Genomic DNA, 16,289 nt, shown 5'->3' with positions numbered 1-16,289 from the left:
TCTGTTTCATCTATTTTGACAACGCTATACTAGGATTACTATTGACCAAAAATTGCTGACTGAAAAACTGACAACTTATTTTCAGGATCAGACAACGGTCAACTTATTTTAGGACGATACAAGGACGTGGATTATGTCAAAATGCTGGACGATATATCGAGCCCAGCCACCAATTTCCCTTAAAATAGCCTAGCAACTCCTGGCTTGTTAAGCAACACTGCACTGATTAACGATCTGTGACCATCTTCATTTTTCGCCAGTAGTATTTCAATTTAACCCATCAACACAAATTGCAGGTATCCTTTCCGATTCCATTACTTAATTCGTACCAACGATGCAGCAATGAGTTTTCTGGAGTGGTTTCTCGAACCGGCCAACCCCGGTCCAGTAGGTAATGTAGAAGTCGATTCACCGGAGCCGGACGACCAGGACCCGCCCAAAAAATGGCAGATTTGGCTTGCCGTTCTAGTCGGACTCGTATTGGCTGGGATTGGTATGTGGTGGGCGTTCTACGATCTGTTCCAGGTCGGCATTGGCCGAGCCATACTCAAATTGTGCTGGCTGACTCTTTATGTTTTTGCCAGCCACAAAATTACGGCAAGACCCGACTATTCGAACGTTGGCTGGTTGGGCGGTCTACTAGACAATCCATTCCGTATATCGGATGATTTCAATCGTGGGTTAGTTTACCTGCAAGCTTTCCTGTTCCCTGGCAAGTTGATAGCGTACAGCTTAATCTTAGGCTGGATCTTGATGCAACGTCTCTACAAACGATGCAGAAGCTAAACTTGTCAAGTAATCAAGAAGCCATAAAACCAAGGGTGCTCGGGGTACAAAGTCGAAGAATAAAAAAGCCGTCTCTCAATTCAGATCGAAGACGGCTTTTTTTATGCGATTATAGCGTATTAGAAAATACCGATGTAATGGTTTCCGGCTTTATTAACCAACTTAGCACCCTTGGTCACAGCACCGGTTTGGCGGTTGATGATATAAATATTACCGTCTTTACCAACGGGTGTGAATGCGATGTAGACGTCATCTCCGCTTACCAGAATCCCTTGGTATTGACCGAAGTCAAGACCGGCTTCATACGGCAAGTCGACTCGCGTGGCCGTCTTTGCGTTCAGGTCCAGCCGGGCAACAAAACCCTGATCAGAGCCGTCCTGCGAATAAAGCGCGTAAGCAATACCATTACCGGCGTATTTCCAGCTATCGACGTACACATTTTTCGCGCCCAAAGCTGCATCCAGGCTAAACACGTACGAATTGTCGTACTCATTGTTCTGGCCGATCTTCAGAATATGCGAACCTTTGGAATCCCGTTGTGTAGCCTGATAGATAGCGCCGTCGTTAGCTAGAAACGAATTATGGCTACGATAGCCGCTGTTATCGCCGAAGCCGACCGTTGAGGTAATCACCTTGGGATTTTCCAGCGAAGGATAATCGACGATGACCGATTTGCTGCCTAGCCGGGTAAAATTGGTTTCTGTCAGACCAGTTGCTGGATTTCTTTTCTGCATCCAGGTACCAATGATGAGCTTGTTTTTCGCCTGATTCAGCACCGGGGCATCCAGCCGGAAAATGGCATGACCCTGCAATTCTTCGGCTGCCGACAGCGGAATTTGGTACTGCTTGTAACCAGCGATCAGCACCTTTTGCAGATCTAGCGCCAATACGGTAGCCGTCCCCCGGTAGTAAGCGAATGGAGCCGTCGGTGTTGACCCAGCTGGCGCATTGTTGGCCGCTATGTTGGCCACGTTGACGGCGATTCCCGTTTTATCACCATCGAACAATTTTACCCAGCGGGGCGATGTGCTGGCGTATTGTGAAATATTGACGGTTACGTCTTCCTGCGCGTACGATCCGGCTCCGTTGACTTTGTATCTCGAAAATTCTCCGCCGTTATCACCGGTATAGGCAATGTTAAACAGGGTATGACCATCTTCGGAAGATTGCAGCCGGGCCGTACGGTTCGATTTTACGGCGAAACCGTTGTCGTAAACGCTGATGGATGTATTCGGATTTTTGGCGTCCGCTTTGCTGACCGAGTAAACCATGGTTCCTCCGTTTCCATCGCCCGGAGTAGTCCCCATAACAGCGCCAGCCACCGTAATCCAGCGATCTTCATTGGCTACCGGATCAGGATCGGTACCCGTACCTGAATTTTTATCTTGACAACCCGTAAGGGAAACGGCTATAAGAAAGCTTCCCAGCAGGGATAGATTCAACACTTGCTTTTTCATGTAAGCGACTGATTATAAATTATTAATTGAGTAATTCAACTTGAGATAAAAGGCTCTCCCCGGCTTCTGAACGGCGAAATTGTCGTAGGCCTGCTGGTCAAATATGTTTTTGATGTCGGCACTAACGATGAACCGCTTGTTTGGCAGTACATAACTGGCTCCCAGATCCTGGATGTACTGACGGGGGGTTCTGAAGTCGTCAATGACCAGCCAGGTGGTGTAAAATCGCTCTACAAAACGGAACCCGTAATACACATTAAGTCTTGATTGCTGAGCGAGTACGTCTTTAAACGAGTACTGAATTGTGTTATTGATCGTGAAAAAAGGTTCGTTGGGAAGCTGGCGGTTGTAATAATCGTACTCCCGACCGTTGGGGTCGTAACGCATGTTGAAAACCGAATTGAATTTCGATGCGCTCAGGCCAATGGTAAGGTTGTTTTTGTAGCTGTAACTGGCTTCGGCTTCAAACCCGATGGACTTGGTCTTTCCGAGGTTTTCGAAGGGGTCCGTTTGTACCGCATCGTTCAGTCTGGGATTTACCCGTTGAACGATTTTGTCTCTCGTGTCACGGATGAAGCCAGATAAGGCGAAGGAATATTTATGCTGTCCGGTTGTGTACGATCCCGCTCTGAAACCAACGTTCAGGTTGTTACTAACCTCCGGTCTGATCCCAAAATTTTCGACGATGTTTTCACCGGGACTGCCAAAAACTTCGCCTTCGGAAGGCAAGCGAACGGCTTTTTCGGCGGAGGTGAGAACGTACAAATTGGGCAGGAGCGCGTACGACAAAGCCGCTCCGTAACCGGTCGTTGTTTTGGCGTTGGCTGTTCTGTTCTCCCGCCGACTACTCTGCCCTTCCGTTACGACCAGAACCGGGTCCATTTTGTCAATTTGCTGTTGGTAATACTTTCCAAACACATTGGCTTTCAGCTTAGATTCAAAGGCTTTTAACTCGTAAGCAACAGACGTTATATTCTTCGCCAGGTTCCGGGTTCCGATGAATTCCCGTTCGCTTTCCGAGCGCAGAAAATCCTGCTGATCGCGGTCTATGTTATAGAAGATGTGATTGAGAACCAGTCGGTGATTCTGGTGAAAATCATAATTGATCCCGGCCCGGAACGTAGTTACGTGTCGGTTGATATGGTTGATGGTCGGCGCTCCTTGCTGCGCTCCGCTGGGCCGTAAGATCGGGTTACCGTCCAGACCGACACTTCGTTCGCCAAACCAGTTGTAATTCCATTTGACAGTATCCACAACGACCTGGCTCCGGTTGCTCGACATACCGCTCAGAGTAAATTCAAGGCCATCAACCAGCAGATTTTTCTTCCGGTAGTTCAGACTAAGCACATGCGATTCGGATTCCGTGAACCGGCCCTTGTAAGGGATTGACATATACGTACCATGCTGAATCTCCTTGTAATCGCTGGAACCGTTATAGCCTACGAAAAACTGATCCGCCCATTTTACGTCCGTAAACCCAACCTCAACTTGTCCTCCGATTGACTTGTAGGCATCGTTGAAGCGCCGGGCCCGTACGTAGTCATACCGGCCATTGGGTAGAATATTTCTGACAAATTTCCCCCATACTTCGTAATCGTTATCCGAGTGATTGTAGAATCCCGATGCTTTGACGGTAAACCCACTTTTCGCATTCCGATGTGTACCGCTAATGGTAGCCTGAAGCGTATTAAACGAGCCGTACGAAACCGAAGCGGTCAGGTTGTTGCCCATTCCTTTTTTCAGGATCACATTGATCGCCCCTCCCAAGGCATCGTCGGATAGATGGGCGGGAATTACCCCCTTATACACTTCGATTCGCTCGATAAGAGCCGGGGGTATACTGTTTAAGCTAAAGGACGCACCGTAGGTAGAAATAGGGATACCGTCTATGAATATACGTACTGACTCGCCCGACATTCCATTCAGGTTATAACTGACCGATGAGCCCAATCCGCCATTCTGCCGAACTCGTACGCCAACGGTTCTGTCCAGCAGTTCGTTGGTTTGAAAATTTCGATTGGCCACTTCCTTTGTCTCGATGACGTTGACCGCGAAACCCTGCGTTTCGATCTCTTTTTTTTCGGTCTTGTGTTTGACCTGTACTTCGGCCAGATCGAAAATCGCTTTGTTGACCAGAACCGGCATGGTATGGACCGGCTTGTGTACGTGTAGTTTTACGCTTTTCGGCTGAATCTCGACGGAAGTTATTGAGATCTCCTGATGACCATACGGAACGTTTTTAAGTTCGAAATGACCCCGCGCATCGGACAAAGTGGCTATGCTGGTGTTTTTGATGCGTACCGTGACATGGGCTACACCGGTGTCACCTTCAACATGGACATTTCCTCTTAATGTAGCAAAACGAACACCGTCCGTTTGCGCAAATACACAACAACTAATGAGTAGACAGGTCAGTAAGTAGTAGTATTTCATTCGAAGAGAATTGACCCTCTGCCTTTAATTTAGACAAAGACTAAATTAGATCTGCGAACGAAGGTATTAAAATGGGATTAAAAAAGGCTTTAATACTATTAAATTTTATAAATTTTGTTTATATAGTTTAATTCATGTAGACAAACGGAAAGATTGATAGACAATCAGACTCATTTACTTATGGGATATAGCTCTGGAAAGTGACGTACTGACCGCTATAAATGGATGACTCGACACACATACATTTGACAGGAGTAATTCGAGAGCGTTTACATGCAAGCACACCTTGCGACTGAAACCTCTGACCTCACCAGCCTGCAACACCTACCCCCTCAATAGGATATTCTTTTGCTTAACAGTAGCTAGTAGCTTTATCACTAATTTAACAGCCCTAAACCTTGACTAAATCCCGGTAGCGTTGGCCTTAACCGACGAACACGTTTTTGCACGATCCATGAACACCCGCTCCATTCTCGTTGTCTTCACCTTACTGCTGATAACAGTCAGACAACTAATCGCCCAGTCGCCCGGTGATACGCTCATCAATGGCGATTTGCTACCGAACGCTCCTGAACTGGCTGCCCGAGGGAGCTACAAAGTTGGAGTGCGGACGATCAAACTGGTTCACCCAGCCCAGGTTGATGTACTCCACGGGAACGCGGGTAAACATCCACTCTATGACCGCCCGTTGACGGTTGAACTATGGTATCCAGCGCGGGTGCCGGGTGATAAACAGCCGACCGTTACCTACGAGTCCACCCTGGGCCGGGCCAATGATCCGAAACGACCACTTGTTCCGTTCACTTTCCAGGGTCGGGCCGCTCGCGATGCGCAGCCGGACCCCAGCGGGGGCGCTTATCCGCTGGTGATTGTGTCGCACGGCTACCCCGGCTCGCGGTTACTGTTGACTTATCTAACCGAAAATTTGGCTTCCAAAGGCTACGTCGTTGCGGCCATCGATCATACCGAATCAACCTACGGCGATTTGGCGGCCTTTCCCAGCACATTGCTGAACCGTGCTCTCGACGACAAGTTTGTGCTTGACGAAATGGCCCGGCTAGCGGGCAAAACCAGCAAGAGTTTTCTGTCGGGCTTGCTCAACGCCGATAATACAGCCTTGATTGGGTACTCGATGGGTGGCTATGGTGTACTAAACGCAGCCGGAGCCGGGTACAGTCCACAGGCATTGAAGCTATTCGGGCAGATGAGCGGAGGCAGTACGGCGCTGGAGGTTCGTACGCAGGCTTCACCCGCTTACAAAGCGTCGCTGGACCCTCGCATCAAGGCTGTCGTTGCGTTTGCCCCCTGGGGTATGGAACGTGGGGTTTGGGATGCCGACGGTCTGGCGGGTTTGAGGCTGCCTACCCTGCTGGTAGCTGGTAGCAAAGATGATGTATCTGGGTACGAAAAAGGCGTCAAAGCGATTTACGATGGTGCTGTCAACGCAGACCGGCACATGCTGACCTACATCAACGCCCGGCATAATGTAGCGCCTAATCCGCCCCCATCAGCCTCGATGCGACCCGGCGTGTCGTCGGATGAATACATGCATTATGCCGAGCCAGCCTGGAACGAGCGTCGGATCAACAACATCAATCAGCACTTTGTAACGGCTTTTCTGGGTATTCACCTCAAGGGTATGGACAATAAGAAGTATTTGGATCTACCAGAAGGCGACACGGCTGAGGGATGGCCCGGTTTCAAACCTCGTATGACCGTAGGGCTAGAAATGCGTCATGACAAACCGTAGCACTCCGTTCGTCTGGGCAGTACGTTATGAACGATTTTTCAGTAAGATTACTGTCATTCCGACGCAGGAGGAATCTTCGGGTAAAGTTTATTTTATTGAATAATTCAAAGGTTCCTCGTGCGTCGGAGTGACAAAAAGGCACCGATCAATGCTTGATTTTAAAAAGTTTAGACAGCTTCTTAAAACTAGGTGCGGGCCGGTCTGGATGACAGGAAATACCCAGCTGATAGCACATACAAATCAGGCAACTTAGCGACCGTCAAAAGAAAAAGGCCGGTAATATCGTTTAAGGGTGTAAAAAGCACCTATTCGCGTTCAATCATGGCCAATCAGCCCAACTGGCTTCATAAATTAGGGAATTTACTCGTGCCCCCCAGCCAGAGTCAGACCACCCCTGTTGCTACGGTGACAAACAAGCGAATCCTGGACGAGTTGGTAACGTCGTTTGAGGACTCCATTGGTCGGGAATCGGTTGGGGCCAGTATGTTGTTTAACGCGCACTTTCTCATCATTCTACACCCGGACACTTATGAAGAACGTCAGAATGCGTTTCCGGTTATTGTCGATGAAGCCGTAAAATCATTTAAAGCCAGTATTGAATCGCACAAAGGGCAGTATGAACGGATTGCTCCTGTGGCTTCCAGCTGGTTCTTTAAATTTGGGGGCGGACGGGAGTTTGGCGGAGAAACGGTCTCGCCAACCGATGTTTACGTCGTCGGTGCCCTGACCGGTATTTTGCCCGGCAACGAAGCGCGCCAGTCGCCGGATAAGCTGCACGTAACGCGCCGGGTCAAACAAACCAACCGCTACGAAAAGGTGGATGTAGACCTGAATACATTTCAGCATATCGACTTTCGCGAGCCGGGGGCGTTTGTCGTTAAGTTTAAATTCGATTCGTCGCCCGCCCAACAAGAACGGGCACCGATGCCGGGGTCGGCCACCCGAAACGCAACAGTATTGCCCCGCAGTTTGGCTGCCGGACTAGCCGAGCTTACCTATTACATCGCCGAGTTAAACAAAGAGGATTCGTACCTGATGCGCGACCGGGAGATTGTGGTAGCCCGCAAGGAACCCGAAAACCAACATTTTCCGAATTATCTGTTGCTCGAATCGGCGTACGTATCAAATCCCCACGCCCGCATTCGCTACGACGATGCTACGCAAACCTTTCAGCTCGCGTCCTTCAGCCGGAATGAAACCCGCGTAAACGAACAGCTTATTCCCCGCAGTGAACCGGCTAGTCCACAGTGGTATACCTTACCCGATAAGGCCCAAATTCTGCTCAATAGTATGGTCACGCTACACTTCCAACGGACTCTGTAATCATGATCGACGCGCTGCTTGTTTTCGTATTGCTGCTATTCGTCATATTTCTGGTGCTGAAACATTTTCAGGATTTACCTCGATAGGTTATTGACAGGATTTACAGAATTATTAGTCATAGTTTGTTTTCTGACAGGATTAACATGATTTACAGGATGCGAACGACAATAATCATATTAATCCTGTGAATCCTGTCGAAGAAAACATGACAACAATCCTGTAAATCATGTTAATCCTGTCAAATAATAAGCTTGAATGAAATCATTACTGTTCACCGGTAAGACCGACGTAGGCCAGCGCCGAACCGATAATCAGGACGCTTTTATCTGCGCAACGATCTGGGCGGAAACCAGTGCGTTACTGGCAGTCATCGACGGTGTTGGGGGTTACGCCGGGGGCGACCGGGCAGCGGCTATTGCCAAGGAGTCGATTGAGCAATACATGGCAACGCCCAACGGAAACCCGTTGTCGATGCTACGCGAAGCGGTCGTATTCGCCAATAACCAAATCAATACCCAGCGTCAGCAGGAGCCTCGACTGGCGCAGATGTGCTGCGTGCTGACCACCGCCGTAGCCGATACGCAATCGGGTAAGCTGTATTACGTACACGTGGGCGATACACGCCTGTACCGATACCGGCAGGGCGTTCTCGAAAAGCTAACCTACGATCATTCGCTGGTTGGCGTTCGGGAAGATGCCAACCAGCTCACCGAAGCCGAAGCGATGCAGCACCCACGCCGGAACGAAATATTGCGGGATGTGGGGTCGATGGTGCACCGGGTCGATGACCCTGATTTTCTGGAGTCGGGAGAAACCGATTTTCTGCCGGGTGATTGGCTATTGTTTTGTAGCGACGGCCTGACGGATATGATTACGCAGGCGCAAATCAAAGCAGTTCTGAATCAGAAACGTAGCCTTGACGAGCAAACGACCGAGCTGATCCGGCTAGCAAACAAGCAGGGTGGGAACGACAACATTACGGTCGTTCTGGCCAAAAATAACGCATCAGCTACCAAACCTGTACCAGCATTGACCGAGGCAACAGAGGTCCCAGCGTCCAGCGTGCAACCCGTAGCCGTTCCGCTTGTCGAAAAGGCAACACCGGTTGATACGAAGCCAGCCCGAAAGCGCCCGGTCGGGTTATGGGTTCTATTTAGTTTGTTCGCGATTGGACTAGTTGCAGCCATCGTGTGGTACCAATTTCAGCCATCCAACCAATCGGATGCCCGGACAGCTGACAGCCTGACTACCAGTCAACCCGGCTCGACAGTAGGGGCAGTTTCCCGATTTGATTCGTTATTACAGAACGCTTATCGCAGCAAAGACCATCGGCTGCTTTTGCCTGCCGATACGTTTCGGCTGACGAAACCTCTGTTAGTAACCGATTCGTTGCTTAGCATTGTGGGTGATAACCGACTAACCGTTCTTATACCCGCCGATTCTACGCAAGTACCGGTAGCGTTGCGGATTACCCGCTCAGGAGCCGTGCCACTGGAAAATATAACGATCAGTGGATTCAAGGCCGGTATTGAGACAACCCGCGACGCGAAGTTGCAACTCTCAAACGTGTACTTTGCTAACGTGGGCTTACCAATTAGTGCCGCTGTTCGACAAGATACCTTCCGCAAAACCGTTGTAATCCTGTCCGTACAAAATGGGCCAGATTCAATTAAAACACGACGCCAGTAATGTCTACGATTCGATTTGACACGCGGTTTCCGGGTTACGAAGTGCTAAGCGAGTTAGGACGTAGCAATGCGCGTATCCTGAAAGCCCGTCATCTGGCAACGGGTGATTTGGTCGCCATTAAGCACTTTGCGCTCAACACCGACGCCGAAACCCTCCGCCGGTTTAGCCGGGAATCAGCGATTATGACCAGCATTGCCCATCCCAACATCGTAAAGGTGCGGGAGGTGCAACTGGAAGCGGAATTGCCTTACCTGGTCATGGAACTGATTGAGGGGGGAAGTCTGAACCAGCTTATCGCCAGTCAGGGCGGGCTGGATGTACCAACGGTCAGTCGATTAGGACTGCAAATGGCCAGTGCGTTCAAGGCGATTCATCCGCAGGGTATCGTTCACCGCGATATCAAACCGGAAAATATTCTGTACCGTCCCTTGCCTAGTGGTGAACTCCATTTTCTGTTAACGGATTTTGGCGTCGCCCGCCTGCACGAGCAATCGACTACGATGACGGGGCAGTCGCTAATGACCTACGAATACGCATCGCCCGAGCAGTTTAACGACCCAAAAGGCGTTGGCGTCGCAACGGATTATTACTCGTTAGGCGTGGTTCTGTACGAATGTCTGCATGGAAGCGTACCCTTTGCGCTGGATGATCATACGGGTATTGTCACGTTCATGAATAAAGTGCTGACGGAAGCACCGCCCGCCCTGCCCATTTCGTCGAACGATCAGGCTCTTAGTCCATTCACGGAAGTATTACGGGGTTTATTGCAGAAGAAAGCCGCCGACCGGCTAAGCGATCCGGATGAATTAACCTGGCTGATCAAGCAGGCTGAACTAGGCTATTTACAGACAAATCGGGCTCCCAAGTTCCCGACCTCCGCTGTAGAGTCCGTAAAGACCACCCAAAGCCGGGAGCCTGAAACGAATAAGACTAACGTAGTAAACGCTGCCTTACCGGAAGCAAAACCAACGCCAAGATCCGCTTCTCGTCCGCCAAAAAATGACGGATTAAAATGGACTATCCTGGCTCTGGTTATCTTACTTGGTGTCGTCGGCCTGTACTTCGCCGTCCTTAAGCCAAAAGCCAACCCGTCTACAACGCTTGCCGATGTCCCAACCGCCACGGGCACCACCGCCGGAGGGACCGATGTGGCCGAAGAAACGGCGCGGCACCAACGGGAAGCCGAGGAAGCCATCCGGCAGGAGCAGCTCCGGCAGGAAGCGCTAGCCGCCGTTGACGGACTGGCGGTTAAGGTCAATGATTATCGGGTAGGCTTATTCGGTGGGATCAAAAATGTTCAACTTCAACTGAGCAATCCAAGCCCGGTTACGTTTTCATCGGTGGTGGTCAAGGTCAACTATTACAAAGACAATGGGGGTCTTTATAAAGCAGAAAAAGTGTATTTCAACAACGTAGGTCCCAATTCGTCGCTGATTGAAACCGCACCGAACAGTGATCGGGGAACCAAACTTACCTACAAAATCATTGGGCATCAGTTTGCTCCTCCGCTGGATTCATTGATGAGTAAGGCTTCGGCAGACTCGTTACACTAATTAATTTATGCCAACAGTAAGTGTCAATACGCATTTTCCGGGTTACGAAATTATTGGCGAACTGGGCCGGTCGAATGCCCGTGTGCTGAAAGCGCGTCATCTGGAAACGGGCGATTTGGTCGCGATCAAACACTTCTCGCTCAATACCGATGCCGACACGCTTCGGCGGTTCAGGCTTGAATCGCAGTTGATGACCGACATCAACCATCCGAACGTCGTGCGGGTGCGGGAAGTGCAACTGGACATGCCGATGCCGTTTATTGTCATGGAATGGATCGAGGGCGGCAATTTACGCACACTGCTCGGCGAGCAAGGCTACCTGGACGTGTCCAATACCATTCGACTGGGGCTGCAAGTGGCCGAAGCCTTCAAGGTAATTCATCCACAGGGTATTGTTCACCGCGATATTAAGCCGGAAAACATTCTTTTTCGGCCCTTGCCCAGTGGCGAGATTCATTTTCTGTTAACCGATTTTGGCGTTGCCCGTCTGCACGAACAGTCGCAAACGATGACGGGTCAATCGCTGATGACCTACGAATACGCATCGCCGGAGCAATTCGATAATCCACGGGGCGTCGACAAGGCCACCGATTACTATTCGCTGGGCGTGGTCCTGTACGAATGTCTGTCGGGGAAGGTGCCATTTTCGATGACGGACAGTGCGGGTATCGCTTCGTTCATGGGGCATGTCCTGCGCACATCGCCACCTGCTTTACAGATACCTTCGGAACAGTATCTTCCCCCCAGTCTGGAAACGATCCTGGAATGGACATTAGCCAAAAATCCAGCCGAGCGGCTTAATGATGTCAATGAATTGATCTTACTGCTGCGGCAAGCCAATGTCGAACAGCTACAGACCAGTCGTTCGGCGGATCGGCGGGTGCCTGTTTCATCGCGTACGGTGGCAGCCCCAGTACCGACTCCCCGACCGCTGGAAGCCGTTGCCTCTGTGCCCGATGAAGAACCGGCCACCGGTACAAACAAGTGGCTTATCGGGTTAAGTGTTGCCATTGTAGCGATGCTGCTGGTGCTGGCCGTTTTGTACAAAACGCACCACAAGGCGACCAGCACCGGAACCAGCGTGGTACCCGATACGACAACTGTGGCGAATGATTCGACGGAGACCGAGACGATGGTGGAAGATACGACCGAGTCCTCATCCGATTATCCAGTCGAGGCAACAACCGATTCAACCAAAACAGAAAGCCCTTCGGAAACCGTTGCTGAGCCGCCCGCTGCCATACCCGATTCATCGCGCACGGTCGTTGATTCAACCAAGTCGTTTTGATTAACCAAAAATCTTCTGCATGAATATACCCTCTGGTCGGCCGTATTTGCTGGGCGCATCAGTTATGCTGCTGCTCCTGTTCGGACGGCTGTTTATGAACCTGTCCCCGGCATTACATGAGGCCAAAGAAGCGTTAGCCAGCGGGCAGGCGTTAACCCTCGAATCAGGACTTAAATCAGCGCCTATCCAGCGCCTACTTAATACAGGCAATTACTACAGTGACCCGAAGGACAGACTCCTGGTTGCCGATTCATTGAGCGCTAAACTTCGTCAACAGGGCTCGCCCGAAAATCTGGGAACGCTTAACAAACGGCTGTTTTTCGTGCAGGCTCCCGTGGCCTGGCGTAGTCGGATTGGTGGTATAGATTTTCAGAGTCGGCTGCGGGTATCCCGTCAGCAAATGGGTTTCGACTCGGTGCTGTACGTTCGCGAACTGACTAATCCGAAACCGTATCCCGCTACCGTTAGCGCTGGTAGCGGAACGGAGTCAATATCGGGTCAGGTTACGCGCGACGAAGAGCCGATGGCGAACGTACTGGTTCAGCTAAAGCTTCATCCCGCCACCGCCCAACCCGATACGCTGCCCGATCGGTTTACCTACGCCCGAACGGATGTCGATGGAACGTTTGCCTTTACGGGTCTGACGGTTGGCTCGGGGTATAGCGTGGTTCCGCTCAAGCCCGGTTTTGAGTTTGGCAGCCGACGGGGCACAAGCCATTTGACCCGTGATCAGTCGTACACGTTCACGGGCCGTCAGCATCAACTGCGCCTGATTGGAACAACGGCGTATGGGCAGCTCAAGAACGACCATGCGTTTATGGTCCGTGCGCCCACCGCTTTTACGATGCAGTTCTGGGCCATTATTGGACTGTTTATGCTGGCGTTTTGGGCCGTACAGGGCTTTTGGGATATCCGGCGCTTTCAACCCGACCCGTTGCTATTGCCGATCCTGATGCTGCTGACGGGCTTATCGGTGCTGACACTGCTGGCCATTCAGGACCCGTTGCAGGACATGCTTTACGCCTGGCAAACGGTACAGGGTGTGGTGGTCGGCCTGGTTGGTCTGACGATTTTATCGCAGTTGCCGATCGGGCGCTTTTACGCGGATTGGCGCTACGACTGGCTGTTTACATTCCGGAACCGTACGTCCGTACAGTTGTCGGGCTGGACATGGCTTGTGCTCGCCATTGGACTAGCGACGCTGACGTTGCTTGTTGGCTCGGGGCCGGAGGGAAGTGGTGTACGCGTCAATTTGTCCATCCTGGGGCTGAGCTTTCAACCCAGTGAAATTACCAAATACCTATTGCTGATCTTCTTTGCGGGGTTCTTTGCCGCCAATGAGCAACAGATTCGGCAACTACCCGATCTGCGCTGGCGGTTTCAGGTCAGTTTGGGTGCACTGGCCGGAGCGGGGTTCCTGATGCTGCTCTACCTCCTGCTGGGCGATATGGGTCCGGCGCTGGTCGTTTGCTTTACGTTCCTGCTTTTTTACAGCATAGCCCGGGGAAATCTACCGCTAACACTGGCAACAGGTTTTGGCTACGGCGTAGCGCTCTGGTTATTACCCGGCTGGGCCGCTACGTTACTCAGCTTAGTGGTTCTGATCGGGTATATGTACGGGCAGGGCGAGGCCCGTTCGCGGACTCGGCTGGGCTGGGCCGCTTTGTTTACCGAAGCCCCCGTATTGCTGCTTCTGGTGATGGCGATGTTTGCGTTTGGCGATCTGTTGCCGTTCGTTGGAAACCGGCTGGCCGACCGGAAAGCGATGTGGCTTAACCCCTGGAATAATGATGTGTATGGTGGTGATCATCTGGCGCACGGCTTTTGGGCCTTGTCAACGGGTGGCTGGACCGGGCAAGGACTCGGAAAGGGGTTGGCAGGTACCATGCCAGCCGCTCATACGGACATGATTCTGCCGAGCGTGGGTGAAGAACTGGGCGGGTTTGGTCTCGTAGCCGTTTTCCTGCTGATGGGTATACTGTTGCACCGAATTTTTTTGCACGCCCGGCGAGCGGGTCAGCCCTTTAGCTTCTTTCTGGTAGCGGGTATCGCCATTGCGACCGGTGTTCAGTTTTTGATTATTGCGGGCGGCTCCATCGGGTTGTTACCCCTGACGGGAATCAGCGTGCCGTTCCTAAGTTACGGCAAGATTTCACTGATCATCAACCTGATGGCTATGGGCGTTGTGTTTAGCGTCGCCAATCGGCCGGGGCAGTTGGAACAACGCCAGTACCTGGAGAAGCACTACGACAGGGTCCTGATGGCGGGTATCGCCGGGTTTCTGATCGGAGTGTTAATTCTGATTGGTCGCTTGTTACCAATTGTCGGGTGGCGGGGCAATGAGTATATCGTTCGTCCGGCTCGGGTGGTGACCCGCTACGGTGATCCCGTATACAGCTATAACCCCCGCATCGAGCGGCTAACCCGCGTGCTGGCGGCAGGCACGGTCTACGACCGGAAGGGTCTGGTACTGGCAACCAGTTCACCCGAACGGGTTACGCAGCAGTCGGCACAACTCCGCCAAAGCGGGTTAACATCGGATCAGATTCAGACGCTCACGCGCAAACGACTGCAACGGTATTACCCGTTTGGTGAGCAGCTGTTTTTCTGGACCGGTGATTTGAATACGCAACTTTTCTGGGGACAAAGCAATGGGTATTACGCCGAAGCTACCCATTTCAGCGAACTGCGCGGCTTCAACAGTCGCCCCCGTAAAACAACGCTTGTGGCCACCGACTACCAGGCCGATCGCTTTAGCCCGCCGGTTCAGCAAACGCGTACGCTATCCGTTTACGACTACAGCGAACTGGCTCCCGCTCTACGGGCTGGAATCGACAGCCGTGAAGTAACCGACCGGAAAGCCCAGAACCGCGACATCAAGCTGAGTCTCGATGCGGAGTTGCAAGTTGCGTTACAGAAAGGGCTGGCTAAATCGGAGTACAACGACAAGCGTCTTTCGGTGGTCGTGCTCAATGCGGGATCGGGCGATGTGCTGGCGTCGGCGACTTACCCTTTGCCCAATCTTAAAACGCCCGATGTTATGCTGCTGTCAGACCGGGATCGGCTTGAACTACCGTATCTGGTCACCGAGCGCGATTTGGGCATGACCTATCCAACGGCCCCTGGCTCGACGGCTAAAATTCTGACGGCAATGGCTGCGTTTAATAAAGTAGGTGCCTCGGCATCATCCGTTAGCTACCCAATTTCGTGTCAGGAGATCATCCGACGGGGTGCGCGGGAATCTGAACCCTGCGGAGAAACGGTCGATATGCGCAAGGCGATCGTTCGGTCGAGCAACGTTTATTTTATCCGAATGGCGAACGACAAGGCGCTGGATAATGAACTGGCCGATCTGTATCTAGCTACGGGTATGAACGTCGATCTAATTGGCGGCTATTCTTTTTCGAATACGCATACCGACGCGGAACAGGTTCAGATCCGGCAGCACTGGCGCGATTCGACGTTTGCAGTTCGCCGGAAATTGTACCAGAGTACGCAATACCCGAGACGCTACCGGAGTGAATTTTCGGGGCTGGCTTGGGGACAGGGCCAATTGACAGCAACGCCCGTATCGATGGCGCGAATGGCCGGGGCCATTGCAAACCAGGGTATCCTGCAACCGTCGCGTTACGTACTGGATAAAGCGGGTAAACCACAAACGATCAGCACCGGCAAGTCCGTGGCTCGCCGAGCGGATTATGCCGAGCAGCTACAGGAATTTATGATTGAACAGTCGAACCCATCGGAGGGGCGGGCTAAGATCAGCGTCGCGCGGGTGGCTGGTAAAACCGGTACGCCCGAACGGATCGTACAGGGTGTTAAGCGGAATGATGGGTGGTACGTATTTTTTGCTCCTACATCGGACGGTCGGTCGCATACAGTGGTTGCGGTACGGATCGAGTTGGGTCAATCCTCCGCGGATGCCGTCAACCTGGCGAACACCGTCGTGGCCCCTATCTTGAAAGAACGTAACTATTTAGGAAGCTTTTAACAATTTTTTTTCATCCCGA

At 51.7% G+C, this 16,289-nt stretch carries 9 protein-coding genes; 7 read left to right on the top strand and 2 right to left on the bottom strand.

Annotation, left to right across the window (positions count from 1 at the left end; all coding sequences use genetic code 11):
- Window positions 1-342 precede the first annotated feature (342 nt).
- Entirely contained in the window at window positions 343-786 is a 444-nt protein-coding gene (locus M0L20_RS28305) for a hypothetical protein (protein WP_248480553.1), read from the top strand.
- Between the two features lie 119 nt (window positions 787-905).
- Here the strand turns inward: M0L20_RS28305 and M0L20_RS28300 are convergent, their stop codons facing one another.
- Entirely contained in the window at window positions 906-2,243 is a 1,338-nt protein-coding gene (locus M0L20_RS28300; RefSeq protein WP_248480552.1) for a DUF4374 domain-containing protein, read from the bottom strand.
- Between the two features lie 12 nt (window positions 2,244-2,255).
- A complete protein-coding gene (locus tag M0L20_RS28295; protein WP_248480551.1) occupies window positions 2,256-4,676 on the bottom strand; it encodes a TonB-dependent receptor in 2,421 nt (806 codons plus the stop codon).
- A gap of 454 nt (window positions 4,677-5,130) precedes the next feature.
- Here M0L20_RS28295 and M0L20_RS28290 point away from each other — a divergent pair, with 454 nt between their 5' ends.
- From M0L20_RS28290 to M0L20_RS28265, 6 genes are all read left to right on the top strand, one after another.
- Window positions 5,131-6,426 (top strand): alpha/beta hydrolase family protein, encoded by a 1,296-nt coding sequence (locus tag M0L20_RS28290; RefSeq protein ID WP_248480550.1) that lies wholly within the window; start codon window positions 5,131-5,133, stop codon window positions 6,424-6,426.
- A 321-nt stretch (window positions 6,427-6,747) separates the two neighbouring features.
- Complete coding sequence (locus tag M0L20_RS28285; protein ID WP_232563952.1) at window positions 6,748-7,749, top strand: FHA domain-containing protein; 1,002 nt, start codon at window positions 6,748-6,750, stop codon at window positions 7,747-7,749.
- A gap of 255 nt (window positions 7,750-8,004) precedes the next feature.
- Entirely contained in the window at window positions 8,005-9,438 is a 1,434-nt protein-coding gene (locus M0L20_RS28280) for a PP2C family protein-serine/threonine phosphatase (RefSeq protein WP_248480549.1), read from the top strand.
- Complete coding sequence (locus M0L20_RS28275; protein WP_248480547.1) at window positions 9,438-10,991, top strand: serine/threonine protein kinase; 1,554 nt, start codon at window positions 9,438-9,440, stop codon at window positions 10,989-10,991. Before M0L20_RS28280 ends, M0L20_RS28275 begins: the two co-directional genes overlap by 1 nt.
- Window positions 10,992-10,998: 7 nt before the next feature.
- Window positions 10,999-12,279, top strand: a complete 1,281-nt coding sequence (locus M0L20_RS28270) for a serine/threonine-protein kinase (RefSeq protein WP_248480545.1) — start codon at window positions 10,999-11,001, stop codon at window positions 12,277-12,279.
- Between the two features lie 19 nt (window positions 12,280-12,298).
- Entirely contained in the window at window positions 12,299-16,270 is a 3,972-nt protein-coding gene (locus M0L20_RS28265; protein ID WP_248480543.1) for an FtsW/RodA/SpoVE family cell cycle protein, read from the top strand.
- Window positions 16,271-16,289 lie beyond the last annotated feature (19 nt).

It is taken from the genome of Spirosoma liriopis (assembly GCF_023196085.1).
GTDB lineage: Bacteria > Bacteroidota > Bacteroidia > Cytophagales > Spirosomataceae > Spirosoma > Spirosoma oryzicola.
The sequence above is the reverse complement of the archived record's forward strand: the minus strand, read 5'-3'. Positions and strand labels throughout refer to the sequence as shown.